20 protein-coding genes and 1 pseudogene are annotated in these 24,879 nt (G+C 70.5%); 7 read left to right on the top strand and 14 right to left on the bottom strand.

Features of this window, described 5'->3' with window-relative positions; genetic code table 11:
- Positions 1 to 130 precede the first annotated feature (130 nt).
- The 9 genes from ADK52_RS08170 to ADK52_RS08130 all read right to left on the bottom strand — a co-directional run bounded on the left by ADK52_RS08170 (position 131) and on the right by ADK52_RS08130 (position 8,925).
- Positions 131 to 1,711: a GMC oxidoreductase gene (locus ADK52_RS08170; RefSeq protein ID WP_053689088.1), complete on the bottom strand. Its 1,581-nt coding sequence runs from the start codon at positions 1,709 to 1,711 to the stop codon at positions 131 to 133.
- A 163-nt stretch (positions 1,712 to 1,874) separates the two neighbouring features.
- Positions 1,875 to 2,798 carry a cyclase family protein gene (locus ADK52_RS08165; protein WP_053689159.1) on the bottom strand — a complete coding sequence of 308 codons (924 nt, stop codon included), beginning with the start codon at positions 2,796 to 2,798 and terminating at the stop codon, positions 1,875 to 1,877.
- A gap of 32 nt (positions 2,799 to 2,830) precedes the next feature.
- Positions 2,831 to 4,435, bottom strand: a complete 1,605-nt coding sequence (locus tag ADK52_RS39685) for a gluconokinase, GntK/IdnK-type (RefSeq protein WP_159045875.1) — start codon at positions 4,433 to 4,435, stop codon at positions 2,831 to 2,833.
- 158 nt (positions 4,436 to 4,593) lie between these two features.
- Positions 4,594 to 6,000: a chloride channel protein gene (locus tag ADK52_RS08155; protein WP_053689087.1), complete on the bottom strand. Its 1,407-nt coding sequence runs from the start codon at positions 5,998 to 6,000 to the stop codon at positions 4,594 to 4,596.
- Positions 6,001 to 6,034: 34 nt separating this feature from the next.
- Entirely contained in the window at positions 6,035 to 6,325 is a 291-nt protein-coding gene (locus ADK52_RS08150; RefSeq protein WP_053689086.1) for an SHOCT domain-containing protein, read from the bottom strand.
- Between the two features lie 63 nt (positions 6,326 to 6,388).
- Positions 6,389 to 6,826 carry a DUF6325 family protein gene (locus tag ADK52_RS08145; protein WP_182508492.1) on the bottom strand — a complete coding sequence of 146 codons (438 nt, stop codon included), beginning with the start codon at positions 6,824 to 6,826 and terminating at the stop codon, positions 6,389 to 6,391.
- Positions 6,827 to 6,985: 159 nt separating this feature from the next.
- Positions 6,986 to 7,312 carry a hypothetical protein gene (locus tag ADK52_RS08140; RefSeq protein WP_053689085.1) on the bottom strand — a complete coding sequence of 109 codons (327 nt, stop codon included), beginning with the start codon at positions 7,310 to 7,312 and terminating at the stop codon, positions 6,986 to 6,988.
- 162 nt (positions 7,313 to 7,474) lie between these two features.
- Positions 7,475 to 7,969, bottom strand: coding sequence for an SRPBCC family protein (locus ADK52_RS08135; RefSeq protein ID WP_053689084.1), 495 nt, complete (start codon positions 7,967 to 7,969; stop codon positions 7,475 to 7,477).
- A 29-nt stretch (positions 7,970 to 7,998) separates the two neighbouring features.
- Complete coding sequence (locus tag ADK52_RS08130) at positions 7,999 to 8,925, bottom strand: acetoacetate decarboxylase family protein (protein WP_078988097.1); 927 nt, start codon at positions 8,923 to 8,925, stop codon at positions 7,999 to 8,001.
- A 360-nt stretch (positions 8,926 to 9,285) separates the two neighbouring features.
- Between ADK52_RS08130 and ADK52_RS08125 the strand changes: the two genes are divergently transcribed.
- On the top strand, positions 9,286 to 11,637 hold the full coding sequence (locus ADK52_RS08125; RefSeq protein ID WP_053689082.1) for an arylsulfatase: 2,352 nt from the start codon (positions 9,286 to 9,288) through the stop codon (positions 11,635 to 11,637).
- A 12-nt stretch (positions 11,638 to 11,649) separates the two neighbouring features.
- On the opposite strand, the gene ADK52_RS08120 is transcribed toward ADK52_RS08125, so the two are convergent.
- Positions 11,650 to 12,306 (bottom strand): GAP family protein, encoded by a 657-nt coding sequence (locus ADK52_RS08120; RefSeq protein WP_053689081.1) that lies wholly within the window; start codon positions 12,304 to 12,306, stop codon positions 11,650 to 11,652.
- Positions 12,307 to 12,639: 333 nt separating this feature from the next.
- On the opposite strand from ADK52_RS08120, the gene ADK52_RS08115 reads away from it, so the two are divergent.
- The 6 genes from ADK52_RS08115 to ADK52_RS08090 all read left to right on the top strand — a co-directional run bounded on the left by ADK52_RS08115 (position 12,640) and on the right by ADK52_RS08090 (position 19,239).
- Complete coding sequence (locus ADK52_RS08115; RefSeq protein WP_234343539.1) at positions 12,640 to 13,101, top strand: DUF6325 family protein; 462 nt, start codon at positions 12,640 to 12,642, stop codon at positions 13,099 to 13,101.
- Between the two features lie 728 nt (positions 13,102 to 13,829).
- Positions 13,830 to 15,170: a PLP-dependent aminotransferase family protein gene (locus ADK52_RS08110; protein ID WP_234343533.1), complete on the top strand. Its 1,341-nt coding sequence runs from the start codon at positions 13,830 to 13,832 to the stop codon at positions 15,168 to 15,170.
- Between the two features lie 52 nt (positions 15,171 to 15,222).
- A complete protein-coding gene (dpgA, locus tag ADK52_RS08105; protein WP_053689079.1) occupies positions 15,223 to 16,371 on the top strand; it encodes a 3,5-dihydroxyphenylacetyl-CoA synthase DpgA in 1,149 nt (382 codons plus the stop codon).
- A 23-nt stretch (positions 16,372 to 16,394) separates the two neighbouring features.
- On the top strand, positions 16,395 to 17,096 hold the full coding sequence (gene dpgB / locus ADK52_RS08100) for an enoyl-CoA-hydratase DpgB (protein WP_053689155.1): 702 nt from the start codon (positions 16,395 to 16,397) through the stop codon (positions 17,094 to 17,096).
- Positions 17,093 to 18,472, top strand: coding sequence for a (3,5-dihydroxyphenyl)acetyl-CoA 1,2-dioxygenase DpgC (dpgC, locus tag ADK52_RS08095; protein ID WP_420714820.1), 1,380 nt, complete (start codon positions 17,093 to 17,095; stop codon positions 18,470 to 18,472). The genes dpgB and dpgC overlap by 4 nt, the downstream gene beginning before the upstream one ends.
- A 119-nt stretch (positions 18,473 to 18,591) precedes the next feature.
- Positions 18,592 to 19,239: a histidine phosphatase family protein gene (locus ADK52_RS08090; RefSeq protein WP_053689078.1), complete on the top strand. Its 648-nt coding sequence runs from the start codon at positions 18,592 to 18,594 to the stop codon at positions 19,237 to 19,239.
- A gap of 49 nt (positions 19,240 to 19,288) precedes the next feature.
- Here the strand turns inward: ADK52_RS08090 and ADK52_RS08085 are convergent, their stop codons facing one another.
- From ADK52_RS08085 to ADK52_RS44950, 4 genes and pseudogenes are all read right to left on the bottom strand, one after another.
- Positions 19,289 to 20,590 carry a cysteate synthase gene (locus tag ADK52_RS08085; protein WP_063783792.1) on the bottom strand — a complete coding sequence of 434 codons (1,302 nt, stop codon included), beginning with the start codon at positions 20,588 to 20,590 and terminating at the stop codon, positions 19,289 to 19,291.
- A gap of 160 nt (positions 20,591 to 20,750) precedes the next feature.
- Positions 20,751 to 21,875 (bottom strand): alpha-hydroxy acid oxidase, encoded by a 1,125-nt coding sequence (locus ADK52_RS08080; RefSeq protein ID WP_420714819.1) that lies wholly within the window; start codon positions 21,873 to 21,875, stop codon positions 20,751 to 20,753.
- Positions 21,872 to 22,984, bottom strand: a complete 1,113-nt coding sequence (hppD, locus tag ADK52_RS08075) for a 4-hydroxyphenylpyruvate dioxygenase (RefSeq protein ID WP_053689077.1) — start codon at positions 22,982 to 22,984, stop codon at positions 21,872 to 21,874. Before hppD ends, ADK52_RS08080 begins: the two co-directional genes overlap by 4 nt.
- 205 nt (positions 22,985 to 23,189) lie before the next feature.
- A pseudogene (locus ADK52_RS44950) lies at positions 23,190 to 24,879 on the bottom strand (thioesterase domain-containing protein); the annotation flags it as partial.

Raw genomic sequence — 24,879 nt, 5'->3', positions numbered from 1 at the left:
GTCCGCCGGACCGCGGCCCGGCAGGGCCCGAACGCCACCAAAGCACCCCTGGGGGGGATCGGCGTCCCGGGCGAGGCGGTCTTGGGCCACGCGGCCGAGCATCGACGCCCGGTCGGAGGAACCTCCGGGGTCAGCTGAGCCGTTCCACCAGGTGGTCGCCCACCCGCAGGGCGTTCGCGATCGCCGTGAGGGACGGATTGACCGCGCCGATGCTCGGGAAGAAGCTCGTGTCGACCACGTACAGGTTGTCGAGGTCGTGCGCCTTGCAGTTCACGTCCAGGGCGGAGGTGGCCGGGTCGTCGCCGAACCGGACGGTGCCGGCCTGGTGCGCCGTGGCGCCGATCGGCATGCCCTTGTGGAGGTAGATGCTCCGCGACAGGAGCCGGTGTTCGTGCATCCCCAGATGGCCGAGCATGCCCTGGAGCTTGTGCCGCAGGCGTTTCAGCCCCTCGATGTTGTTCTTCTCGTCGAGCACGAGACGGATGGTGCCGTCTCCGTCGACGGTGACCCGGTTGTCGGGGAGCGGAAGGTCCTCGCCGCACAGCCAGAAGTCGACCGCGTGGTGGGCCATGACCTCGAAGGGCATGTCGGGGGTCACGGCCCCCGCCCAGCGGGGCGCCTCACCGTGGATCTGGTCGGCGTCCGACTTGCCCAGCATCTGGATGCCGCCCAACGGGTAGTCCCAGTCGTCGGCGCCGAGGTACCAGTCGTGCAGGGCCAGGGTCTTCTGGAACTTGGTGGGGTTGGGCTCTTTCGAAATGGCCATCAGAGCGAGGTTGTTGTGGCGCATGTAGTTCCGGCCGACCACGTCGGAGCTGTTGGCCAGCCCGCCGGGGTGGCGGTCGTTGGCCGAGGCCAGCAGCAGCGCAGCCGAGTTGACCGCCCCGCAGGCGACGACCACGATGTCCGCGGAGTAGGTGGTCTCGTCCCCGTCCTCGCTCCGGGTGACGACGGTGCTGACGCTGCGTCCGGTGGGGTCGGTCTCCAGCCGGACCACCCGGGCATTGGTGATCATCTCGACGTTCGGGTGCTGTAGGGCCGGCTCCACGCAGATCACCTGGGCGTCCGACTTGGCGCGCACCAGGCAGGGGAAACCGTCCACGCGGTCGCAGCGGATGCAGACGCTGGAGCTGGTCGCCCGCCCGTTCTCGTCCTGGCTCAGGTCGACCCCGATGGGCAGGTGGAACGGGTGCAGGCCGCGCTTCTCCAGGTCGTCGCTCAGCTGCTGGATCCGCGGCTCGTGTTCGACCGGCGGATAGGCGTACTGGGCACTGGACGGCCCCTCCCACGGGTCCTCCCCGTGGCGTCCGTGCACCTTGTACAGGTGCTCGGCCTGGGTGTAGTACGGCTCCAGGTCCTCGTACCGGATCGGCCAGGCCGGCGACAGCCCGCCGTGGTGGCGGAGCTCCCCGAAGTCCTCGGGCCGCAGCCGGAAGAGGGCGGCGCCGTAGAACTTGGTGTTGCCGCCGACGTAGTAGTTGACCTCGGGCGGGAACTCGTTGCCGTGCTTGTCCAGCCAGAACTCCGGGGCCCGGTACTTGCCCTTGACGAACACCGCGGTGGAGTCCCAGTTGTCCCGCTCGCGGGGGAGGTAGTCACCGCGTTCGAGGATGAGTACCCGTTTGCCGGAGGGCGCGAGCCGGTGGGCGAGCGTACCGCCGCCGGCGCCGGTGCCGATGATGACGACGTCGTAGTGCGGGGAGTCGCCCACGGCGACCACCGTCCTTGCGCTCGCGGGCCCGCTCTGTCACCGGGTCCTCTCTCTGCGCGCTGCCGAGACACGGCAGCCACCCCCACCCCTTCGAACGTAGCCCTCCTTCCCGGGTACGGCGACCGCACGGAGCGACCGCGCGGGACCGCCCGCGCCGGGGCTCTCACAGCACGGCGATCGGGTTGACGGGCGAGCCGGTGGCCGCCGGAAGCCTGAGCGGCGCCACCGTGCACAGGAAGGACCACCGCCCCTCGCGGGCGCACGCCCGCGTCAACTCCTCGAACTGCAGGTAGTCCATCAGATGCAGTCCCATGGCGTGCATCGCCAGCACGTGCACGGGAAAGCCGACGCCGTCCACCGCGCTGGGGGCGGTGTCGTTGTTGCCGTCCGAACCCAGCGCGGCCACCTGCCGTTCGGCCAGGAACCGTACGGCCTCGGGATGGAGGCCGGCCCGGGACTGCGCGGCGTTCCACGCCCCGCGCTCCTGGCGCCGGGGGCGGTGCCCCACCCGTACGAACAGCACGTCCCCCGGCCCGACCCGGACTCCCTGGGCCGCCTCCGCCGCGGTCAGGTCGGCGGCGGTCACGTGGTCTCCGGGCTCCAGCCAGGGCAGGCCCCGCAGCCGCGGAACGTCCAGGAGCACGCCGCGGCCGACGATGCCGTCCCGGACGACCTCGACGGTGAGCGCCCCGGCTCCCTCGGAGGTCACGCTGCTCGCCGGCACGCCGTTGTAGAGCTCCCCGTCGAACAGCACGTGGCACAGCGCGTCGAGATGGCTGTCCGCGTCCCCGTGGACGTTCATCGCGAACCGGTCGCGTGCGAAGTGCAGCCCGTCGCCGCCGCTCTCACCGGTCTCACCGGCCGCGGGCGCGATCATCCGGTGGTGTGCCGGGTCGGGATTGTCCGGGCCGGGCAGGGTTTCGATGGGCGCGGCCAGGGACACCGTGCGTCCGGAGCGGACCTCGGCCGCGGCGGCCACGACGCGCTCGGGCGTCAAGTGGCGGAGCGCACCGCGCCGGTCGTCGGGGGCGCGCGGGCAGCGCTCGCGCAGTTCCTCGTACAGCGCGCGGAATCCCTCGCCGGTCATCCGCTGCGGCGTCGAGGGCCCGGTGTCCGGGCTCACCAGGATCCCCACGGGGCCAGGACCCACCGGAAGACGTGGCTGTCACCCGGTTGCAGGACGGTGAGCGCCGTGCCGCTGCGGAAGGCGTCGGCCGGGCAGGACATCGGCTCGATGGCGACGCCGCGCCGGCGCCGCCCGGGCTCCGGCAGCGTGTCCCCGGTGTACACCTGCACGTACCGGACGCCCTCGACGAGCCGTACGTCGATGCCGTGTTGCCCCGAAGGGTGCGCGAGCCGTACCGCGCACTGGCCGGCGGGGTCCCGGTCGAGCCCCGTGTACGCGGTGTCCAGCCGCTCCTCGCCGATGGGCCGGGCGGTGCGGAAGTCGTACGCCGTGCCCTCGACCGGCTCCTCCCCGGTCGGCAGGCCGTGTTCGTCGGTGAGGAGCCGCAGGCGGGCCGGCACGGTCAGCAGCGCGGTGTCCACCAGGTCGGTGCCCACGGTCAGATAGGGGTGCTGGCCCACGCCGTAGGGCGCGGCGGTGTCTCCCGGGTTGGTGGTGGTGACGGTGGTCTCCAGCCCCTCGGGGCCCAGCCGGTACTCGGCACGGACCTCCAGCCGGTACGGATATCCGGGCTGCGGGAAGAGGGTGGTGCCCACCGTGACCGCATCCTCGCCGCGGGCGAGCAGCCGCCACGGGACCCACCTCAGGAGGCCGTGGATCGCGTTGTCGTTCTCCGGTTCGGTCAGCGGGAGTTGCAGGTCCTCGGCACCGAACGCGTAGCGCCCGCCGGCCACCCGGTTCGGCCAGGGCACGAGGAGCTGCCCTCGGCCGCCGGTGATCGGTTCGCCGGCGGCGAATCCGTCGAGGAGCGGCCGCCCGGCCACCTCGTAGTGGCGCAGCGCACCGCCGAGCTCGACCACCACCGCCTCGTGCGCGCCGTGGCGCAGCCGCCACTGTTCTCCTGATGCCGTGGGGGGCATGTGCGGCTCCTCGGTCGGCGCGACGGCAGCGGATGGTGGCGCGCCGTGGGGTGAAGGATCCGAAGGGGTGTCAGTGGCGGTGCCGGTGCCGGTGCCGAGCAGTGCGACGACGGCTGTGACCACGGCTTCCGGGGGCTGGTCGATGTCCACGACGCAGGCGTGCTCGTCGGGCTCCGGCTCCTGGAGGTCGGCGAACTGGCTGTCCAGCAGCCGCCCGGGGAAGAAGTGGCCGTGCCGGGACAGCAGCCGGGACCGGATGAGTTCCCGCGAACCGTGCAGGTGCACCAGGCGTACTTCGGGCCGTCCTGCGGCCAGTTGGTCCCGATAGGCGCGCTTGAGGGCGGAGCAGGCGATGACGGCGGGTTCCCGTGCCGCGATCCGGCGGTCGATCCAGGCCGCGACCGCGACCAGCCACGGGCGTCTGTCCTCGTCGGACAGGGCCTCGCCGGCCGCCATCCTGGCCCGGTTCTCCGGTGTGTGGAAATCGTCCGCGTCCTGGTAGACCCAGCCGAGCCGGTCGGCCAGCAGCAGGCCCACCGTGGACTTCCCCGATCCCGCCACGCCCGTCACGAGCACCACGGAGGCGGGCGTTCTCGCCCCGCGGGCTCGCGGCTCGGCCTGACCGGACGGATCCGGGCGCACCTCGCCGGTCGGGGCTCCGCTCGGCGGTGCTCGCATGGGCTCCCTCACGTGGTGACGCGCCATACGGCCTCCTTCGCGAGGTACGGACGGACCCGTCCGGCCGCCGGCCGGGTACTTCCACTCTCGGCGCAGGCAGGCGGCGGCGCACTTCGGCGACCGTGCGACGGAGGTACGGCGCAGGTACAGGGGAACGCTCAGACGGAGCCGGACCCGCCCGACCCGCCGGGGGCGGGGGATCCGGCGGTCGGCGCTTGCGCCGGTGCGGCCGCGGGCGCCCCCGCGGAACCGCGCGGCAGCAACTGGGTCGTCACGAAGGCCACGACGGCCGCCAGGATCACCACGGGGGTCATGGCGACACTGCCGAGCACCAGGACGACGAGCACGATGCTGCTGACCGGCAGCCGCAGGGCGCTGGTCGTCGCGGCCGCCATGCCCGCGGCCATGGCCGGTACGACCCCCAGGCCCGGCAGCGGCGCGAGCAGCACGCCCAACGCGGCGCCCAGGAACAGCGACGGAAACACGGGGCCGCCGCGCAGGCTGCCCAGGCACAGGGCGTAGGCGACGCTCGTGCAGAGCACCACCGCGATCAGGGCCCCGACCCCCCAGAGGTGCGGATTGGCCGCCAGCTCGCTCAGCGTCTGCTGGCCGGAGGACGCCACGTTCGCGGGCGACCGGCCCGTGGTGAGCGCGTACACGGCGGAGCAGACTCCGGCAGCCAGGGCACACAGGGTGGTACGGGCGACGGTGTGCTGCGCGACGAACCGCGCGGTCAGCCGCCCGCCTTGCATGATCAGATGGACGAGGACACCGATGGCCACGGCCATCAGCACCGCCCACAGCACGTCCCCGATGTCGAGCTGCGGAACGGGTACGCCCACCTTCACGGAGAGGGTGGGCGCATCGAAACCGGTCCAGCGGCCGATGCCGGTGAACACGAGCGCGCCCACTCCGCTCGACAGCAGCGCGGGCAGCATGACCGCGAACAGCTGTGGCCCGCCCACCCCGGCCACCTCGATGAGGATCACGGCCGCGACCAACGGGCTCCCGAAGATCACGGCGACGGCTGCCGCCGCTCCCGCCGCGCCCAGGAGCGCCGTGCCCTGGGGGGTCGCCGGGACCCGTGCCAGATCCCTGAAGAGCAGGGCCAAACCGCCGCCGAGGGCGATCAACGGGGCCTCCGGTCCGAGCGTGGCGCCCAGGGGGAGGCTGAGCAGGGCGGCGAGGATCACGCCCGGCAGGGCTCCGGGCGAGATGCCGCCCGTATGGAGTCCCGAGGCGGGGACGTGGCCGCCCGTGCCCGGCAGGCGGGTGATCACGAGCCCGACGGTCGTGCCGGCCACGAGCAGCAGGGGCAGCGGCCACCACCAGGGCGGGCCGTTCCACCCGAGCGCCTCCGGCAAGCCGGACCACATCAGGTGCTCCAGTTCGTGGAGTGCGACCAGGAACCAGAACGCGACCAGCGACACCGGAATGCCGATGAGGGCGCAGAACACGAGCGCCTTGAAGTAGCCGGGACTGCGCAGAAGTTCGCGCAGCCGGTCCGCCTCTTCGGGCTGTGTCGCTGCGGCAGGCCCTGCCGGGCGTGGAGCGGACGCCGTCATGGGGTGTGTCCCGTCTCGGTTCCGGACGTCCGTGTCAGCCGAGGAGCTTGGCCTTCTCGGCCGCGAACTCCTCGTCGGTCAGCAGACCTTGGGCCTTCAGGTCGCCCAGCTGCTTGAGCTGCTCGATCTTGGTGCTCATGTCGTCGCCGGGAGCCGCGGCGGGCGCCGGCTCCGGGGCGGGCGGGGGCTGCTGCTGATACGCCTCTTGCGGTTCGCTCTGCTGCGCCCATCGGCCCGCCTGCCGCCGCGAGACGCGGTTCGACACCGCGGTGGCGGTTCCGGCCACCACGGCCGTACGGGCGACGCCACGAAGGAGTCCAGGCATGTGCGTTCATCTCCCAGGGGTGTACGGGTGGACCGGACCGACCGGATGGCGCGGCCCGGGTCCTCAAGCCGCTTCCTCGCCCGCCTCGAGCGAGGCCAGCAGGGCCTGGACGGGGATGCGGCCGCTCGCCACCAACTGGGCGCCGCCGCGGCGCAGGGCCCGGGCGAAGGGGGCGGCCCACACGTTCTCGTAGACGAGGATCGCGGCGGAATTGCCGGGCTCCAGCGCCGCCCCCGCATCGTCGAAGTCGCCCTGGTCCAGCAGTCCGGACGACGCGCCTTCGAAGACGGTCAGTTCGGGCTCGTCGCCGAAATCCGTGAGTTCGACCGCGACGACCGAGCCGTCGCTGTCCTTCCGGACGAACTTCAGGTCCAGGATGCGGATGAGGCCGCGGTCGACGAGGTCGACGAGCAGGGGCAGGCCCTCGCCCGTCATGCGGTTGCCCCGGAACTCGACGATCAGGTAGTCGACGGGACCCATGTCTTCGATGTCTACGCTCATGGCCACTCCTGACGAGCGGATTGGAGTCTGGGCCGTGCCCGCAGCCCCCGGTCCGGGGGTGCACGCCACGACACACGGCGACGGACGGCCCGCCACAGCCATTGCAACATCCAGCCGGGGGGCGCGCACTTCCGGACACCTCCCCCGGAACGCCGTGTCTCAGCCGTCCCCGCCCGACAGCCAGCGCAGTTCGATCTCGAGCCATTGGCTTTCGTGGCGCCACGTGTCCAGGACCGCCACCAGCCGGCGGCTCACCGCGTCGGCGGTGAGGGAACGCCACCGGCAGCTCGTGAGGAACTCGACGAGCAGATCGATCCGCTCGTCATGGCGGGGCACCGGTATCGGGTCCGTCGCCCCGGGGTCGTCCACCGCGGCGAGCGCGCGCCGGCTGACCATTTCGGGGGTGAGCCTTCGCCACTCGTACGGGCTGAGGGCGTTGGCCACCGCGCACACGCGGATGTCCGTCAGGGATGCCGGGCGCAGCATTCGAGCCCTCCGCGGTCTGGGGCGGTTCCCGTCGACGGCCTCTTCGTCGGCACGGGCTCCCCCGCCCCTTGCATCGCACCAAAGCGGGGTGAAAGGGGGGTGAAAGGGGGGTGAATTTCGCAGATCGTACGTGGGTGGTCCGGTTTCTGGCTATGTCGCCGCTCACAGGGCGCCGCGGACGTGCGTGCGTACGGCGCTCAGGGCGCGGCGCTGGACCAGCCTGATGACCGGACCGCCGGCCCAGAGCAGCGGGGCGGCCAGGGGGGCCGGCTGGATCGCCATCGTCCAGGTCAGGCGTGAGCCGGCGGGCGTGGGCTCGATGGTCCAGTCCTCCGCCGCGTGGCGCAGACCGGGACGGGATGCCTCGTACACGCTGAAGGTGTACCGATGATCTTCGTCCCAGCGGAAGAAGCGTTCCCTTACGGTGAAGAATTTCAGCAAGGTGACATCGCGTACCGTGCCGACGCCGAATGGGCGGGGTGAGTTCCATGTGAGACCGGTGAATGCCCACACCCAGTGGACCAGCTGATCTCCGGTGAGGATTTCCCACATCCGTTCGGCCGGCGCCGTGGTCTCCACGGAGTGTTCGTAGCGGAAGGGCGCAGATACGAGGAATTCGTCACCGATTTCGGTGAGCGGGTACCAGCGGCGGCCCATGAGGCGCGTCCTCCCTCTGGTCTCACCATTCATGCAGCATTGTTCTTCTTGAGGTCTTCAAGGACCACCCACTCGTCGGATTTCGTGTACATGGAGCCTTGCAGGACGAACGCGCCCAGTACGGCATTGCACGGCAGGAGCCGGCCGATCGGGTCCTCTTCGGACGGGTAGATCTCCATGCTGGCTGCCTCGCCGGCGTAGACGTCCGCCTGAGTGATGTGCCAGGGGGTGCCCACGAGCTGGAGCACCTCGGCTCCTGCGTGGCCGTTCGGTCCCGGCCCGACGCCCGGGAAGCGCTTCAGCGCCACCGTCGGCAGCACGTAGTCCTGAGGTTCTCCCGTCGCGGGGGGCAGCGGCAGCAACAGGTTGTAGGGATAGGGCAGTTCGTCCGTGCGATCGGCCGGAAGGGGTACCGAGAACAGCTTGTCGCCCCTGGTGACGCCGGAGGAGGCCAGATCGTTGAAATTGGGATCCACGGTCTTCGTCTGGATCGAGCCGCGAGACATCTGGCTCAGGAAGAGATTTCCGTAGTTCCGCATCGTGATCCGGGCCATCTTCTTGGGGTAGCCGCCCAGTTCGCGCCCGGCGAGCAGCGCCGCGTCGTTGTCCACGTAGATGGCGGGGACGTACCCGTAGGGGCGGCCCTGGTGGAGGACCGAGATGGAGATGATCACTTCCATGTACGGGCCGAGGTCACATTCCCGGTACTTGGCGAATACCAGGTTCGCCGATGCCTGGTCGGGCAAAGCGGTAATCTTTATGAGTTCCAGCTCTTTCGGGATCAGCGCGGCCGCCTTTGCGGCGTCGGTCGCGAAGGCCACCGAAACATAGTCCATGCCCTTGTAGCCGGCCATTGCCCCGTTATAGGTCTCACCCCAGTGAGGCATGGTCTTCGTCGTGTACTCCTCCGGTGGCAGAGTACCCTTGAGGCCGGGCTCGATAGCAGGCGTAGTCATGTTCTCTTCCTTTGAATATTCGGAAGGCCCGGTGGCAGCCGCCCTCCGACGGAACTACCATATTCATCGTGCTGCACGCATGGCAGGCCAGCAACCGGACCTTCACGTCGGCCGCAGGCTCGGATAAGCACATCCTCGCGCGGTTCCGCGCCACTGAATTCTGACTTCTGAACCCCGAAAAAAGGTTCGCCGGGTTTCTGCTTCCGGGCTTCCGGGCTTCCGGGTTCGACACGCCCTGTCGGCTGTCCCCGAGTCGTTCCGGAACCCGCGCCGTCAACGGCTCGCGGCGCCGCCGCGCCGCGCACATCGGCCCGTCTGCCGAACCGTCCCGCGGGTCGGCAGGAAGGGAGGACAAGCACGATGCCAGTGAACGAATACAAGCCGGGGAGCGCCTTCTCCGGAGTGATCGGGCGGACCACGGACGTGTCCAGCCCGGCGTGGCCCGAACCGCCGGGGGCGGTGCCGGGGTCGCCCAACGTGCTGACGATCGTGCTCGACGACACGGGCTACGGACAGCTGGGCTGCTACGGGAGTCCGATGCAGACGCCCCGTCTCGACGGTCTGGCCGCAGGCGGACTGCTGTACAACAACATGCACACGACGGCACTGTGCTCACCGTCGCGCTCGTGCATCATCACCGGCCGCAATCACCATGCCAACGCCATGGCGGCGATCACGGAGCTGGCCACCGGCTACCCGGGCTACAACGGCAACATCCCGTTCGAGAACGGGTTCCTGTCCGAGATGCTGCTGGAGCACGGCTACAACACGTACATGCTCGGCAAGTGGCACCTGATGCCCTCGGCCCAGGAGTCACCCGCCGGACCCTACAACCGCTGGCCGCTGGGCCGCGGCTTCGAGCGGTTCTACGGTTTCCTCGGCGGCGACACCAACCAGTGGTATCCGGAGCTCGTGTACGACAACCACCAGGTCGAGCCCCCCGCCTCGCCGGAACAGGGCTACCACTTCACCCCGGACCTGACGGACAAGGCCAAGCTCTTCATCTCCGACGCCAAGCAGGTCGCCCCCGACAAGCCGTTCTTCCTGCACTTCTGCCCCGGGGCCACCCATGCGCCGCACCACGTGCCGCGGGAGTGGGCCGACCGCTACCGCGGGCAGTTCGACGACGGCTGGGACGCCTACCGCGAGGTGACGTTCGCCAACCAGAAGCGGCTCGGTGTCGTACCCGCCGATGCCGTTCTCTCGCGCCATGACCCGGACGTCCCCGCATGGGAGTCCCTGTCCCCCGACGCCCGCCGGCTCGCCGCGCGCATGATGGAGGTCTTCGCCGGGTTCCTGTCCCACACCGACCACGAGATCGGGCGGCTGCTGGACTTCCTCCAGGAGATCGGCGAACTGGACAACACGCTGATCATGGTCGTCTCCGACAACGGTGCGAGCGCCGAGGGCGGTGTCACCGGGACGGCCAACGAGGCGCAGTTCTTCAACAATGCTCCCGAACCGCTCGAGGAGAGCCTGAAGGCGATCGACGAGCTCGGCGGTCCGACCACGTTCAACCACTACCCCTGGGGCTGGACCTGGGCGGGCAACACGCCGTTCCGGCGCTGGAAGCGGGAGACCTACCGCGGCGGTGCCAGCGACCCGTTCCTCGTTCACTGGCCTGCCGGCATCAAGGCACGGGGCGAGGTGCGCACCCAGTACGCACACCTCGTGGACATGGTCCCCACCGTCCTCGACATCCTGGGGATCGAGCCGCCGGACACCATCAAGGGCGTCACCCAGTCCCCCCTGCACGGCGTCAGCTTCGCCCACACCTTCGACAACCCCGCCGCGCCGAGCCTCCACCGCACCCAGTACTTCGAGATGCTCGGGCACCGGGCCATCGACCACGACGGCTGGCGCGCCGTATGTCCCTGGCCGGGCCCCTCCTTCACGGAGGCGCTGCAGCCGTTCGGGACGCCCATCAGCTCGGAGAAGCTGTCCGAACTGGACGCCGGGTCCTGGGAGCTGTACCACATCGACGAGGACTTCGCGGAGACCCATGACGTCTCCTCCGATCATCACGCCAAGACCATCGAGCTGATCTCCCTGTGGTACGTGGAGGCCGGAAAGTACGGAGTCCTGCCGATCGACGGCAGCGCGCTGGCGCGGATGGCGACAGAACGTCCGCAGATCAGCAAGGCGCGGACCAGCTACACGTTCCGGCCCGGCACCCAGTCGCTGCCGCCCTCCGTCGCCCCCCGGGTGCTCAACCGTCCGCACAGCATCACCGCCGATGTGGAGATCCCCGCCGACGGCGCCGAAGGCGTACTGATGAGCCAGGGTTCGATGGCCGGCGGCTGGAGCTTCTACATCAAGGACGGCAAGCTGACGTACGTGCACAACTACGTCTCACGGGCCCTCTACTCGGTGTCCTCGACGGATCCGGTACCCGCCGGCCGGCACGAACTGCGCTTCGAGTTCGAACCGACGGGCAAACCCGATCTCGCCGCGGGCAAGGGAGCACCCGGGCGTGCCGAGCTCTACGTCGACCGGCAGCTGGTGGCGGTGGCCGAGTTCCCGGTGACCACCCCCGTCATGTTCAACCCGGGCGGGATGACCTGCGGCGCCAACCCCGGCCAGCCGGTGACCCCCGACTACCCATCACCGTTCCGGTTCACCGGCGGACTCCACACCGTGACCATCGACCTGTCGGGCGAACTCATCACCGACGCGGACAGCGAGATGCGCATGCACATGGCCCGTCAGTGAACGGGGAGCACCTCAGGCGGTGAGCTGGTAGATGCTCTTGCCCACCAGCCACAGGCCGATGAGCAGCGAGAGGGAGACGATCGTCTGGTCCTGGTGGTCCTCCATCCAGGACCGCAGCCGGCCGAGCCTGTCCCGTGCGGCCTGCGGGGCGAAGGTCGCGTAGAGCTCCATGCCGAGCAGTCCGGCGGAGGCCAGCAGGCAGAACCCGAACAGGGTGAGGACCGTGGTGGCCTCGGACATGTCGGCGTCGACGGCGGTGGCGCAGCCGGCCGCGACCAGGCCCCACGGCTGGACGAGGACGGCCAGCCCGGCGGCGGTCCAGTACGAGACCTCGTTCAGCCGGGCGGCCCACGCGGGGGGCTTGCGGGGCTGGGTGCGCGGGCGCCGCAGCGAGCGGCGTTTGTGCTCCCCGTAGACGACCAGCCCGACGCCGATGACGAGCTTGCCCGCGAGGGCCGCGGTCGACGGGGCGCTCTTCGCCGGAGGAGGGGTGCCGCCGGTAGCGAACACCACCAGGGCCAGGACGACGACCAGGCAGGCGAGCCAGGCGAGGAGGAAGACCAATCCCTTGCGTACGCCGCGGTCGGCGGACAGCAGGAGGATGAACGCGGTCACGGGGATCGGGTCCAGGGCGATCGCCAGCCCGATCAGCAGAAGGTCAAGAACCACTGCCGTCGCCCTCCCGGACCTGCCGGGCGGGGGTGTCCGCCGGCCCGTGGCGGAGCGGCGCCCCGATCTCCGGACTGTCCCAGGGGGCAGCCCTTCTCACCCCTGCGGTCGCGATCACCCGTACCTCCTGCCGCCTCGCCATCCCTGCCGGGGGACAACCATCCCCCGCTGGAGTCCGGTACGGCGGCGACGCCGCGCGGCATTTCACCCGTCCGCCCCTCCGGTCCCGGGACGCGCGTCTCGGCGCGCCGCTCCGCAAGGGTCGGGGATAGGCTGAGAAGGTCCCGATATGTCAAGCCGAGACCACTCAGTTCGGGCTGAGGAAGGGGACTGATGATGACTGAGGCATCCCTCGACGAACTGGGCCCCGTCGATTATCTCGTTGTCGAATTCCCGGCAGGAGCGAGCAATTTCACGGGGAAAATGGCGACAGCGCTTGCAGAATTGGTTAAATCCGGCACTATTCGCGTGATCGACGTCCTGATTCTCACGAAGGACGCGGATGGATCCGTCGAGGCGTCAGAGCTCTCCGATCTGGACGGTCTCGGGGAACTGGAGATCATCGAGGCCGAGCTCGGAGAACTCCTGGCCGAAGAGGACGTCGAGCACCTTGCGGCCGCCATGGAGCCGGGAAGCACAGCCGGGGTGCTCATCTGGGAGAACCTGTGGGCGGCACCCTTCGCATCAGCGGTGCGGCACTCGGGCGGCCGGCTGATCGCCAACGGCCGCATTCCGATCCAGGCGATCATCGCCTCGATCGAGGCCGACGTAGCAAACGAGACCGTAGGAGAATGACCATGCCACTGCGACCTGCACGGGTGGGAAGGGTCGGTGTCATCGGCGCGCCGGTTGCGAAGACCGCGGTGGTCGCCGCGGCCGTCACACCCGGACGCGAGGCCCCCGTCGCAAAGGCCGCGGTCGTGGCCGCGGCCGTCACACCTCGGGTGGGCCGTCGCCGGCGCATCTAGCACCGACCACGCAACCCGGGCCTCGCGGAACAGCCCTCGAGCAGTGCGCCATCCGTCGTTCCCTCGCCCAGCACCGCCGCATGAGCGAAGAACGCCTCGGCGAGCGAGCCCGCCATCGCGACTCCGGTGCGGCGACGGACTGCCTCCGCCTTCACCAGGCCCTCCGACGACCGGCACAGCTCCGTCTTCCGTCACCTGCCTCACCCGGGTGACCGGGTGCTCGGCTCCGGCGTTGATCTCCGCGTGGGATACCGCCTCTCCTGGGCTGATCTCGGCGTGCTCCATCCGAGCGGTTCACGGCCGCAAGCCCGCACGAAGTGTGCTCCACAGCGTGCGATGGCCTCAAGTACGACCCCGAAAACAGGAGTTGAGGGCGTCTCGCGGGATCCGTCCCGAGGAGCGACCGGTAGGACGCGATCGGCACAGTCGACGCCCCATCATGATCAGCTGGCTCTATGCCGCCGGGTGACCCGCTGGTAGCCTGCCAAAAAATCTTGTTCCTACGAGATCACAGGCGGGCGGCAGATCCATGCCTGCCTGCGGGAGGTGCCCTGCGTGGCAGCCAACCATCTGTTAAAGGAGGAGCTGCACGCCAGCGTCTCCGATCCGGTTCTCGACACGATGAACTTCCTCAACGGGATCACGCACCGCTACCCGGAGGCGGTCTCCTTCGCCCCCGGCCGCCCGTACGACGGATTCTTCGACACGGAAATGATCTTCGGGCACATCCGCCGCTACCTGGACCACCTGGCGGAGACCGGGTACACGCCCAACGAGATACGCGATGCGGTGTTCCAGTACGGACCGACCCACGGCCAGATCCGGGAACTGATCGCCGACTCTCTCCGCAAGGACGAGGACATCGACGTTCCGCCCGAGGCCATCGTCGTCACCGTCGGCTGTCAGGAAGCCATGCTCCTGACACTGCGCGCTCTCATGGCGAGCCGCGAGGACGTGCTCCTGGTGGCGAGCCCCTGCTACGTGGGCATCACGGGCGCCGCACGGCTGCTCGACATCGCCCTCACTCCCGTGGAGGAGCGGGCCGACGGCCTGCACTGCGACGACGTGGAGGCCGCGATCCGGGCCGAGCGGGCCCGGGGACGGCGCCCGCGGGCGCTCTACGTGGTCCCCGACCATTCGAATCCGTCCGGTGTCACCCTCTCCGCGGAAGCGCGCAGGAGGCTGCTCGAACTGGCCTCCCGAGAGGACTTCCTCCTGCTGGAGGACAGCCCGTACCGGATGGTCAGCCCCGGCCGCCAGGTCCCCACGCTCAAGTCCCTCGACCGTGACCGCCGCGTCGTCCACCTCGGCTCGTACTCCAAGACGCTCTTCCCGGGCGCACGGGTGGGGTTCGCCGTCGCGGACCAGGTCGTCGTCGACCGGGACGGCACCACCGGTCTGCTCGTGGACGAGATCACCAAGATCAAGAGCATGGTGTCGGTGAACACGTCCGCACTCGGCCAGGCGGCCGTGGGCGGGATGCTGCTGGCGGCCGACGGCCGCACCGCCGACATCAACGTCGAGACCTCCCGCTACTACGGCGACGCGATGCGAGCCATCCTGCGGGAACTGGACGAGGCCTTCCCCGAGGAGGAGCGCACGGCACTGGGCGTGCGCTGGAACCGGCCCACCGGCGGGTTCTTCCTGACCGTGGACGTCCCGTTCCGCGCGGACAACGCCGCGCTGGAGCGTTCCGCGGAGGAGTTCGGCGTCATCTGGACGCCCATGTCCTACTTCTACCCCCAGGGCGGCGGAGCCAACACCATCCGTCTGTCCATCAGCTACCTGACCCAGTCGGAGATCACCGACGGGGTCGGGCGTCTGGCACGTTTCATCAGGGATGAGACCGCTGCCCACGACCCGTCACAGCCCACAAGGAAACCGACACGTTGTTGAACACACAGACACTGATACGCAGCAAGCCGCGTATGTGGGGGTGGACCTTCCGATGACCACCGCGATGAACCCCCGGTACGCCGAACTCCTCGAACCCTCGATGTCCTCCCCCGGCCCGGCACTGACCGCCCCGCGGATCGCGGGCGTCGCGACGGCCGTCTCGGGAACGTCGTACACCCAGCGGGAAATCCTCGACCTGTTCGAGATATCGGACCCCAAGGTCCGGTCCGTCTTCCTCAACAGCGCCATCGAAAGACGCTTCCTCTCCCTGCCTCCGCGCGACCGGCACGGCGCGCTCCGCTCCGAGGCCCAGGGCGAACTCCTCGACAAGCACAAGAGGCTCGCCCTCGACATGGGGGCCTCGGCGATCCGCAAGTGCCTGGCCGACACGGGGATCGACCCGCTCGCCATCGACTACCTGTGCGTGACGACCACCACGGGCTTCCTGACTCCCGGCCTGAGCGCCCTGCTGATCCGCTCCCTGGGGCTGCGCCCGCAGACGAGTCGGGTGGACGTCGTGGGCATGGGCTGCAATGCGGGCCTCAACGCCCTTCAGGCGACGGCCGGCTGGGCCACGGCGCATCCGGGCCGAGTGGCCGTCATGCTGTGCGTGGAGGCCTGTTCCGCCGCCTACGTCATCGACGACACGATGCGGACCGCCGTCGTCAACAGCCTCTTCGGGGACGGTGCCGCCGCCGTCGCCCTGGTCGCCGATCCGCCGCAGCCCCCGCCGCCCGTCGGCGCGCACCGCGGGTTCCACGGTCCGCGGATCCTGGGCTTCTCCAGCCACCTCATCACCGACGCGATCGACGCCATGCGGTACGACTGGAGTGACGAGCAGGGCAAGTTCAGCTTCTACCTGGACCCGCAGGTGCCCTACGTCGTGGGCGCGCACGCGGAGCGGGTCGTCGACCGTCTGCTGGCCCCGGCCGGCCTGCGCCGCTCCGACATCGGCCACTGGCTGGTGCACTCCGGCGGCAAGAAGGTCATCGACGCGGTACGGATCAACCTGGGTCTCACGCGCCACGACGTGCGGCACACGACCGGAGTCCTGCGCGACTACGGCAATCTCTCCAGCGGCTCGTTCCTGTTCTCCTACGAGCGACTGCTCGGGGAAAACGCGGCCGCACCCGGCGAGTACGGCGTCCTGATGACGATGGGGCCGGGCTCCACCATCGAAACGGCGCTCGTTCAATGGTGAATGAGGAGCAGGTGAAGGAAACCATGACCGAAACAGGCACGACCTCCGCGGCCTACGACGCCGCCACCGCGACCCTTGCCGTCGACGGCCGCTTGCCGCTGTCCCCCGCTGCCGTCGCCGCCGTCAACGCGGCCTGTGACGGCGCGGAGGACGGACACACCGCCGGCCACCTGATTCTCCGGCTCTCGGGCGTCCCCGCGGTGCCGCAGGCCGACGGGGTGACGGTCTCCCTGGTCAGCAAGTGGGAGCGGGCGCTGCGCCGGCTCGAACGCCTGCCGGCGGCGACCATCGCGACGGTCCAAGGGCCGTGCGGTGGTCTCGCCCTCGACCTCCTTCTGTGCGCGGACCGCCGCATCGCCGACGGCGCCGCCAGCCTGGTGATGCCGGTCGAGAACGGAACGACCTGGCCGGGCATGACGCTGTACCGGCTCGGCAGGTCCCATCCCGGTGCCGCAGCGGTCCGCCGTGCCGTCCTCTTCGGCACCGCGATCAGTGCGCAGGAGGCCGTGGCCCTCCAGTTGGTCGACGTCCTGGCAGACGACGTCGAGGCGGTACTGGCGCAGGCCGTCGCGTCGGCCGCATCCGTGCGGGGATCCGAGCTGGCCATCCGACGCCAGCTGCTCTTCGACGCCGCGACGACCAGCTTCGAAGAGGCACTCGGCGCCCATCTCGCCGCGTGCGACCGGGCTTTGCTGCAGTCGGCCGTCCCCGGGGCGGCCGCGTGAGCGTCGACCGCGTCGTGGCCGGCACGGCTGCCGGAGCCGCGGCCGCTCCCGCCCCTACCGCCCTCCCCGCCGATCTGGACTCGGCCCGGCTCGCGCTGGCGCGCGCGGCCGCGGCCACCTCGGCCCGGCTCGCCGGCCTCGGCGAGCCGGCGGACCGGTCGCCGGAGCAGCGTGCCGAGGCCGCCGCGGCGGTCGACGCCGCCAGGGCCTTGCGTGCGGCGTTCATGGACGCACACGCGGAGGCGGTGTACGACGAGCTCACGGACCACCGGTCCCGTCACCTGCGCGTCGCCGAGCTGGTCGGGGAGGCCGCGGTGCGCTTTCCCGGACTCGTGCCGACCGCGGAGCAGCTGACCGCCGAACGCGCCCGGGCCCAGGCGCACAAAGAGGGCCACGAGGTCGACCAGGGGATCTTCTTCAGCCGTGTGCTGCGCTCCCCGACCGCGGGGACGCACCTGCTCGACGCGATGCTGCGGCCCACTCCTGCCGCCCTCGCGCTGCTGCCGGAGTTCACCCGCACCGGAACGGTCCGGTTGCCGTCCGTGACGGTGGAACGCCGTGGTGCGGTCACCCATCTGACGATGTGTCGCGAGGACTCCCTGAACGCGGAGGACGACCAGCAGGTCGACGACATGGACACGGCGGTCGACCTGGTCCTGCTGGACCCGGCCACCGAGGTCGGTGTGCTGCGGGGCGGCGTCATGTCGCATCCCCGCCACCGCGGTCGGCGGGTCTTCAGCGCCGGCATCAATCTCAAGGCGCTGCACGGCGGCGGCATCTCGCTCGTGGACTTCCTCCTGCGCCGCGAGCTGGGCTACCTGCACAAGCTGATCCGGGGTGTGCGGCCGGAAGGGGCGCCGGACTGGCGGAGGCCCACCGTCGACAAGCCGTGGGTCGCCGTCGTGGACGGTTTCGCCATTGGCGGCGGCGCCCAGTTGCTCCTGCTCTTCGACCACGTCATCGCCTCGTCGGACGCCTATGTGAGCCTGCCCGCGGCGCAGGAGGGCATCATCCCGGGTGTGGCGAACTTCCGGCTGACGCGTTCGGTCGGGCCCCGGCTGGCCCGGCAGGTCATCCTGGAGGGACGGCGCGTGCACGCGAGCGAGCCGGCGGCCCGGCTGCTGGTCGACGAGGTGCACGAGCCGGCCGCGCTGGACGCGGCCGTGGCCGAAGGCGCGGAGCGGCTTCGCGGCACGGCCGTCCTCGCGAACCGGCGCATGCTCAACCTGGCCGAGGAGCCGGTCGACCAGTTCCGTGCCTACATGGCCGAGTTCGCGCTCCAGCAGGCCCTGCGGCTGTACGACGCCGACGTGCTCGACAAGGTCGGCCGCTTCTCCGGGGCTTCGGTCGGGAAGGCGGTTTCGGTCCGGGGCTGACGCGTCCGCCCACGCGCGGACGGCCCCCCTGTCCGGGGGGCCGTCCGCGTCGACGGGTTGCCGCGCCGTCACCGGCCCTCGCAGCAGAGCCCCCACGTACCAAGGGATTTCGAGGAATCATGGTTGCCGCAAGCTCGCGGGGCCGCAGGATCGTCCTGTGGCGTCACGGCCAGACCCCCTGGAACCGGGAACAGCGTTTCCAGGGGACCACCGACATCGGACTGAACGCGGAGGGCGTGGCGCAGGCGCGGCGCGCCGCGCGGGTGCTGGCGGCCTTCGCTCCCGATGCCGTCATCACCTCCGATCTGCAGCGGGCCGCCGCCACCGCGCGCCGCCTGTCCGCCCTGACCCGGCAGGCGGCCACCCCCGAGGAGGGGCTCCGCGAGGCGTACACCGGCCTGTGGCAGGGGCTCACCCACGACGAGATCGTGGCCAGGTACGGCGAGGAGTTCGAGGCCTGGAGAAGGGGTGAGCCCGTGCGTCGCGGGGGAGGCGAGTTGGACACGGAGGTGGCCGAGCGGGCGACCGCCGTCGTGGCGCGCCATGCCGAGCGGCTCCCGGACCGTGGGACGCTGGTCGTCGTGAGCCACGGCGGCACCATTCGGGCGATCGCCGGCCGTGTCCTCGGCATGGATCCGACGGACTGGATGTCCCTGGCCGGCTTGTCGAACTGCCGTTGGCACGTGCTGAGCGAGGAGGGTTCCGGGTGGCGGCTGTCGGTGCGCAACGCCGGGGCCCCTCAGGAGGCGGAGTTCGGCGAGGGCTGACGGCGGGGCCGCGCGCGTCCGCACGATGCCTCGCGTCCGTGCGTTCCGTCTAGCGAGTGCGGTCGGGGAACAGCCCGGCGATCCGCGCCACGAGGTCTTCCGCCCTGCCGTCCTGCAGATCGGCCACCAGAGCCGGCTCCGCGTCGTACAGGGGGTGGTCCTGTGCGAGCCGTGCCCGGCCCCCGCCGGTGATGTTGAGGAGGACGTGCTCCTCCTCGGGTACGCGGCCGTCGAGGACCGCCTTGCGGAGCCCGGCGAGTGCCACCGCGGAGGCCGGCTCGATGTCGACGGACTCGGCCTTCCCGAAGATGTCCCTCTCGTACTCCGCCGCGTCCTGCTCGACGGTCAGCACGTCGCCGGAGCTCTCGGTGAGCACGTCGTAGACGCCGCAGCGGACGGCGTACGGGGGGAAGCGGTTGGTCAGCTCGTCCGCGAAGACGGTCCTCGTCGCGGCCCGCGCATCGTCGGCGCGGCACGGGGCGAGCTGTCGCGTCCCGGACTTCCAGGAATCGGCGAGCGGCGCGAACGACGCGTTCTGACAGAGCAGGAGCCGCGGCAGGTCCGTACCGTAGCGGCCCGTGCCGATGAGTCTGGCCGCCGCCTCGTGGACGGCGATGGCGCCGGCTCCGCTGCCGACGGCCTGGACGTAGACGCCGGGCATCCTGCCCATGGCTTCGACGCCCGCGTACAGGACCGTCGCGAGTCCGTCGCGCCGGCCGATGTTGCGCACTCCGCCCTCGGCTTGGAAGCCGGGGAGCGAGGCCACGGACTCCGCGAGGGCTATCGCGTCGGAGTAGTCGGCTCCGTCCAGCACCACGAGCCTCACCGTCGGGTCCAACGGTGCCCGGAACCTCATCCTGTCGAGGCCGCGTCGGGGCACGATCAGGAGGCACGGGCGCCGGTGGCGTGAGCAGATCGAGGCGAAGGCCGCGGCGGTGTTGCCGGCGGAGGCCACGACGAGCACCGGCGGATCGGACGGCAGCCGCCCCAGGACCGCGTACGCCTCCAGCTCCTTGAACGTCGCCGTTTCGAGGAACGCCCCGCGCTCCGGCCAGTACCCGTTGAAGGCGATCCAGAGGTTCGGCAGGCCGAGCTGGGCGGAGAGTTCCTCACTCTGGAACACGGCCGTGCGGGCCGCGGTCGGGAACGTCCTCGCCACCGGGAGCCAGTCCCGGTAGCGGAACAGCCCCTCGGTATCGGGCTGTGGCGCGAATTCCTTCACCGTGTAGTCCGACCGGAGCAGCGCCGGCCCGTGATCGCGGCCGCACGACAGCGTCACGCCGTCGTCCTCGCCGTGCTGTCCGCACACCGGACAGAACACCGTGTAGTGGCGGCTCACCCTTTTCTCCATTTCCGCATTTCCTTTCTGAGGGTCAGCACCGGAATGTCGTCCGCCGGCCCATCGGTCCCGTGCTCCGTCGTCCCGGCCGCCGTGGGCGCCGGGTCGCCCGGCGGCAGGCACGCGGGTGGCACGTGCCTGCCGCCGTCACCTGTCCGCCAGGGCGTTCGGGCTAGCCGGCCCTGGTCACGGTCCGGATCTCGCGGGCGGCCTGCACTCCGTCGCATCCCGCGAGGCCGAGGGCGTCCCGCAGTTCCTCCGCCAGCAGGCCCAAGACGCGGCCGACGCCCCGCTCTCCCGCCGCAGCGAGCCCCCACAGCACCGGGCGCCCCACGAGAACGCCGTCGGCGCCCAGCGCGAGAGCACGCAGTACATCGGTTCCGCTGCGGATTCCGCCGTCCAGCAGCACCCGGCAGTCACCGCCGACCTCCGCGGCGATCTCCGCGAGGACGTCGACGCCGGGTACCGCTCCGTCCAGCTGCCGGCCGCCGTGATTGGACACGACGATGCCGTCCGCGCCGGCGTCGACGGCGCGTCTCGCATCCTCAGCGGCGAGCACCCCTTTGAGAATGATCGGCAGGCTCGTACGGCGCCGCAGTTCCTCGATGTCCTCCCAGGTCAGGGAGGGGGTGAGGGCTGATCCGGTGTGGGTGGCCAGCGCGGATCCGGACGTCGGCGCCCGATGGGCCTCGGAGCCCGATCCCCACGCCAGGTTGGCGGCTTCCACCCCGGGGGGCAGGGTGAACCGGTTGCGGACGTCCCGTAGTCGACGCCCCATCCACGGCACGTCGACGGTCGGCATCAGCGCCGCGCACCCCGCGGCCTCCGCGCGCTCGACCAGCTCGAAGGTCTTCTTCCGGTCGCGCAGCCAGTACAACTGGAACCAGACGGTACCGCCGACTCCGGTGATCGCCTCGATCGTGCAGCTGCTCAGGGTGCTGGCGGTGAAGGGCACTCCCGCCACCTTGGCCGCCCGCGCACTCGCCAGCTCGCCTTCCGGGTGGACGAGCTTGTGGTAGGCGATGGGAGCCACGGCCACCGGCATGGCGTTCCGCACGCCGAACAGCGACGACTGCGGGTCGCACCGCGCCACGTCCCGGAGGATGCGCGGCACGAGGGCGATCCGCCGCAGGGCCGCACGGTTGGCGGCCAGCGTGACCTCGTCGCCACTGCCGCCGGCGACGAAGTCCCACACGTCTGCCGGCATGGCCTCCCGCGCCGCCTGTTCCATGTCTTCCAGGCAGTGCACGTCCCGGTCGACTTCCCACGCCTCGCCGGCCGGCACCGTGCGGCTCACAGGGAGTCGTTCTGATGGGCGAGGCGCTCCATTTCCACCGCCTCGTACAGGGCCTTGATGTTGGAGCTGCCGAACGTCTGCGCACCGCACCGCTCGATCACCTCGAAGAAGAGGGTGCGCCTCGGGTGGGTGGAGCGCGCGAATATCTGGAACAGCTGTCCGGCGTGGTCCTCGTCGACGAGGACGTTCAGCTCGTGCAGGCTCTCCAGGGAGTGCTTGCTCAGGGAGATGCGCTGCTTGAGGAGGCTGTAGTAGGCGTCCGGGGTGGTCAGGAACTCCACTCCGCGGCCGGCGAGCGCCCCGACGGAGCGCACCACGTCGTCCGCGGCGAAGGCGACGTGCTGCACACCGGACCCGACGTGGTTCTTGAGGAACTCGTCGATCTGCCCGGGGTCCGCCGCGGGGTCGGGCTGGAGGATCGTGAAGGTCACCTCGCCCGACTTGCTCTGCACCACCTTGGACAGCATCGCCTGGGAGCCGACGACGATCCGTTCCGTGAAGATCTCGTCGAAGCCGAACGACCTCTCGTACAGCTCCACGATCGCGTCCAGCTCGCCGACGTTCGCGCACACGGCGAAGTGGTCGATCTCCAGGAGGCGCAGGCCGTCCGCCACGGGTTCCGTCGGCGCCGCGGAGCCGGGGAACGGACGGAACCCGGCGGGCAGTCCGGCCTCCTGGCCCGAACGCCGCTGCACCAGGGTGTGTACGACATCGCCGAATCCGGAGACGGTCGCACTGACCGCGACGTCGTCCCCCGCGTGCTCCACGGGCTCGGCCAGCACCTGTGCACCGTTGTCGACGGCCTGGCGGAACGCGCTGCGCACATCCCCCGTGCGCAGAGCGATGTTGGCGATGCCGTCACCGTGGGCGAGTACGTAGTCGGAGGCGGGGTGCCGTTCCGCCGTCGCCTCCGTCAGGACGAGCCTCATCGCGCCCTGGCTCATCACCGTGGCCCGGAAGCCTTGCTCCGGGGAACCACCGACTGCGGCCTCCACGAACCCGTAGGAGTCACGCCACAGAACGACCTGCTCGTCCATGTCGCGGACGTACATCTCCACATAGTCCAGTTCGAAGTCGTCGACAACTGTGTTGGCCTGGGAAGACGTCATGGAAACTCCAGTTCTCTTGCGTGACGGGAAAGCATGTGAGAGGAGAAGAAAGGACAAAAGCGCTCCCGGTGTCAGGTGTGCGCCTGCATGCGTACGGCAGCGGCAAGGGGGGCGCCGGACTCGGACGCGGTCGCGCCCGGCCGGGAAGGCCGTACGGGGGGCGGGGCGCGGCACGAGCGGCCGCGTCCCCGTCCCCTGCGGCAGGTCAGGGGCTGCCGGCCGGCCTTCCGGGCTTCAGCCGGTCCCGGAGTACACGACCGATGTGCTGGAGCGGCTCGGGCTGCATCATGCCGACGTGATCACATTCAATCACGTGTTCGTCAACTCCGCTTGTGACATGCGGAGTCCACGCCTCACGACCGGTCATCGGCATCGGGTTGTTGACGCCCGCACGGAAGAACAGCAGGTTTCCTTCCACTACCCCCGGGGTCAGGGACCGGGCGAGCCTGCGGTTGTTCTCGATCACGTCGATCAGGCCCGCTGCCCGTTCGACGTCGACGTCGAGGCTCTGTGCCACCGCGCCCATCTGGTCCGCCGCGTAGGCTTCGAGCAGGTTGGAAACCCCCTCGGCGTCGTCGTCCACGGCAGCGTCGTCGGGGAGGGGGAGACCGGCGGCCTCGGCGAGGGCTCTGATCAGGCTCTGCCGGTCGTCCTCCACGTCGGACGCCTGCGACGACGGCGGATAGGCGTCGACGACCGCGAGGAGACCGACCTCCTGCTGCTGCCTCTGGAGCTCTTCGGCCACTGCGTGCGCGACGAGCCCTCCGAAGGACCATCCCAGAAGGCGGTACGGTCCTGCAGGCTGGACGGAGCGGATGATCTGCACGTACTCGGCGGTCATCTCCTCGACCGTGGCGGCGGGTTCCCCGCCGCCCACCCCGCGGGACTGCAGGCCGTAGATCGGCAGATCTGCCGGCAGCTCTTTGAGCAGGCCGGAATAGCACCAGCTCAGACCTGCCACGGGGTGCACGCAGAAGAGGGGGCTCTCCGAGCCCTGCCGGCGCAGGGGGAAGAGGTCTTCGAACGGGTCCGCGAAATCGCCCTCATCGAGTCGCTCGGCGAGCCCGGCGACGGTCGGGCTCTCGAACAGGGACCGGATGCCGACCTCGACCCCGAGCGCGGTTCGGATGCGGCTCACGAGGCGGGTCGCCAGCAGCGAGTGCCCGCCGAGGTCGAAGAAGCCGTCGTCGATCGACACGGACTCGATGCCGAGGATCTCGGCGAACAGCCCGCACAGGACCTCCTCCCGCGGCGTGCGCGGTGCCCGCCCCGACGCGTCCGAGGTGTACCATGTAGTCCGGCAGCCGTTCCGCCGCGTGCCCGCGCAGGACAGCAGCGTCGAAGTCCGTGGTCGCAGCCACGACGTAGGCGGTGAGGCGCTTGTCGCCCGGCTGGTCCTCCCGTACGACGACGGCCGCCTGGGCGACCTGCTCGTGACCGGCGAGAACGGCCTCGATCTCGCCGGGCTCGATACGGAATCCCCGCACCTTCACCTGGGCATCGGCGCGTCCGACGAACTCCAGAACCCCGTCCACGGTCCACCGCACCACGTCACCGGTCCGGTACATCCGCGAACCGGCCACCGTGGCGAAGGGGTCCGCGACGAACCGCTCCGCGGTCAGGCCCGCACGGCCGAGGTAACCCCGGGCCAGCTGGGCGCCCGCCACATACAACTCGCCGGCCACGCCCGCAGGCACCGGCGACAGCGCGGCATCGAGGACGTACACCTGGGTGTTCCACATCGGACGGCCGATCGGGACCGCTCCCGCGGCAAGCACCGCATCGCCCGGCACCCGGTAGTCCGTGCACCCCACCGTCGCCTCGGTCGGACCGTAGTGCGCCACGACCGACACCTGCGGATGCGCCTGCCGCCACTGCGTCACCGCATGCGCGGG

Origin of the sequence: Streptomyces sp. WM6372 (genome assembly GCF_001279655.1) — a bacterium.
Lineage (GTDB): Bacteria > Actinomycetota > Actinomycetes > Streptomycetales > Streptomycetaceae > Streptomyces.
The sequence above is the reverse complement of the archived record's forward strand: the minus strand, read 5'-3'. Positions and strand labels throughout refer to the sequence as shown.

Bases quoted from the DNA above. Each gene is read 5' to 3' on its own strand.
- ADK52_RS08165 (WP_053689159.1), bottom strand. From the start codon at position 2,798: ATGACCGGCGAGGGATTCCGCGCGCTGTACGAGGAACTGCGCGAGCGC.
- ADK52_RS39685 (WP_159045875.1), bottom strand. From the start codon at position 4,435: ATGCGAGCACCGCCGAGCGGAGCCCCGACCGGCGAGGTGCGCCCGGAT.
- ADK52_RS08155 (WP_053689087.1), bottom strand. From the start codon at position 6,000: ATGACGGCGTCCGCTCCACGCCCGGCAGGGCCTGCCGCAGCGACACAG.
- ADK52_RS08150 (WP_053689086.1), bottom strand. From the start codon at position 6,325: ATGCCTGGACTCCTTCGTGGCGTCGCCCGTACGGCCGTGGTGGCCGGA.
- ADK52_RS08145 (WP_182508492.1), bottom strand. From the start codon at position 6,826: ATGAGCGTAGACATCGAAGACATGGGTCCCGTCGACTACCTGATCGTC.
- ADK52_RS08140 (WP_053689085.1), bottom strand. From the start codon at position 7,312: ATGCTGCGCCCGGCATCCCTGACGGACATCCGCGTGTGCGCGGTGGCC.
- ADK52_RS08135 (WP_053689084.1), bottom strand. From the start codon at position 7,969: ATGGGCCGCCGCTGGTACCCGCTCACCGAAATCGGTGACGAATTCCTC.
- ADK52_RS08130 (WP_078988097.1), bottom strand. From the start codon at position 8,925: ATGACTACGCCTGCTATCGAGCCCGGCCTCAAGGGTACTCTGCCACCG.
- ADK52_RS08125 (WP_053689082.1), top strand. From the start codon at position 9,286: ATGCCAGTGAACGAATACAAGCCGGGGAGCGCCTTCTCCGGAGTGATC.
- ADK52_RS08115 (WP_234343539.1), top strand. From the start codon at position 12,640: ATGATGACTGAGGCATCCCTCGACGAACTGGGCCCCGTCGATTATCTC.
- dpgA (WP_053689079.1), top strand. From the start codon at position 15,223: ATGACCACCGCGATGAACCCCCGGTACGCCGAACTCCTCGAACCCTCG.
- dpgB (WP_053689155.1), top strand. From the start codon at position 16,395: ATGACCGAAACAGGCACGACCTCCGCGGCCTACGACGCCGCCACCGCG.
- ADK52_RS08090 (WP_053689078.1), top strand. From the start codon at position 18,592: ATGGTTGCCGCAAGCTCGCGGGGCCGCAGGATCGTCCTGTGGCGTCAC.
- ADK52_RS08085 (WP_063783792.1), bottom strand. From the start codon at position 20,590: ATGGAGAAAAGGGTGAGCCGCCACTACACGGTGTTCTGTCCGGTGTGC.
- hppD (WP_053689077.1), bottom strand. From the start codon at position 22,984: ATGACGTCTTCCCAGGCCAACACAGTTGTCGACGACTTCGAACTGGAC.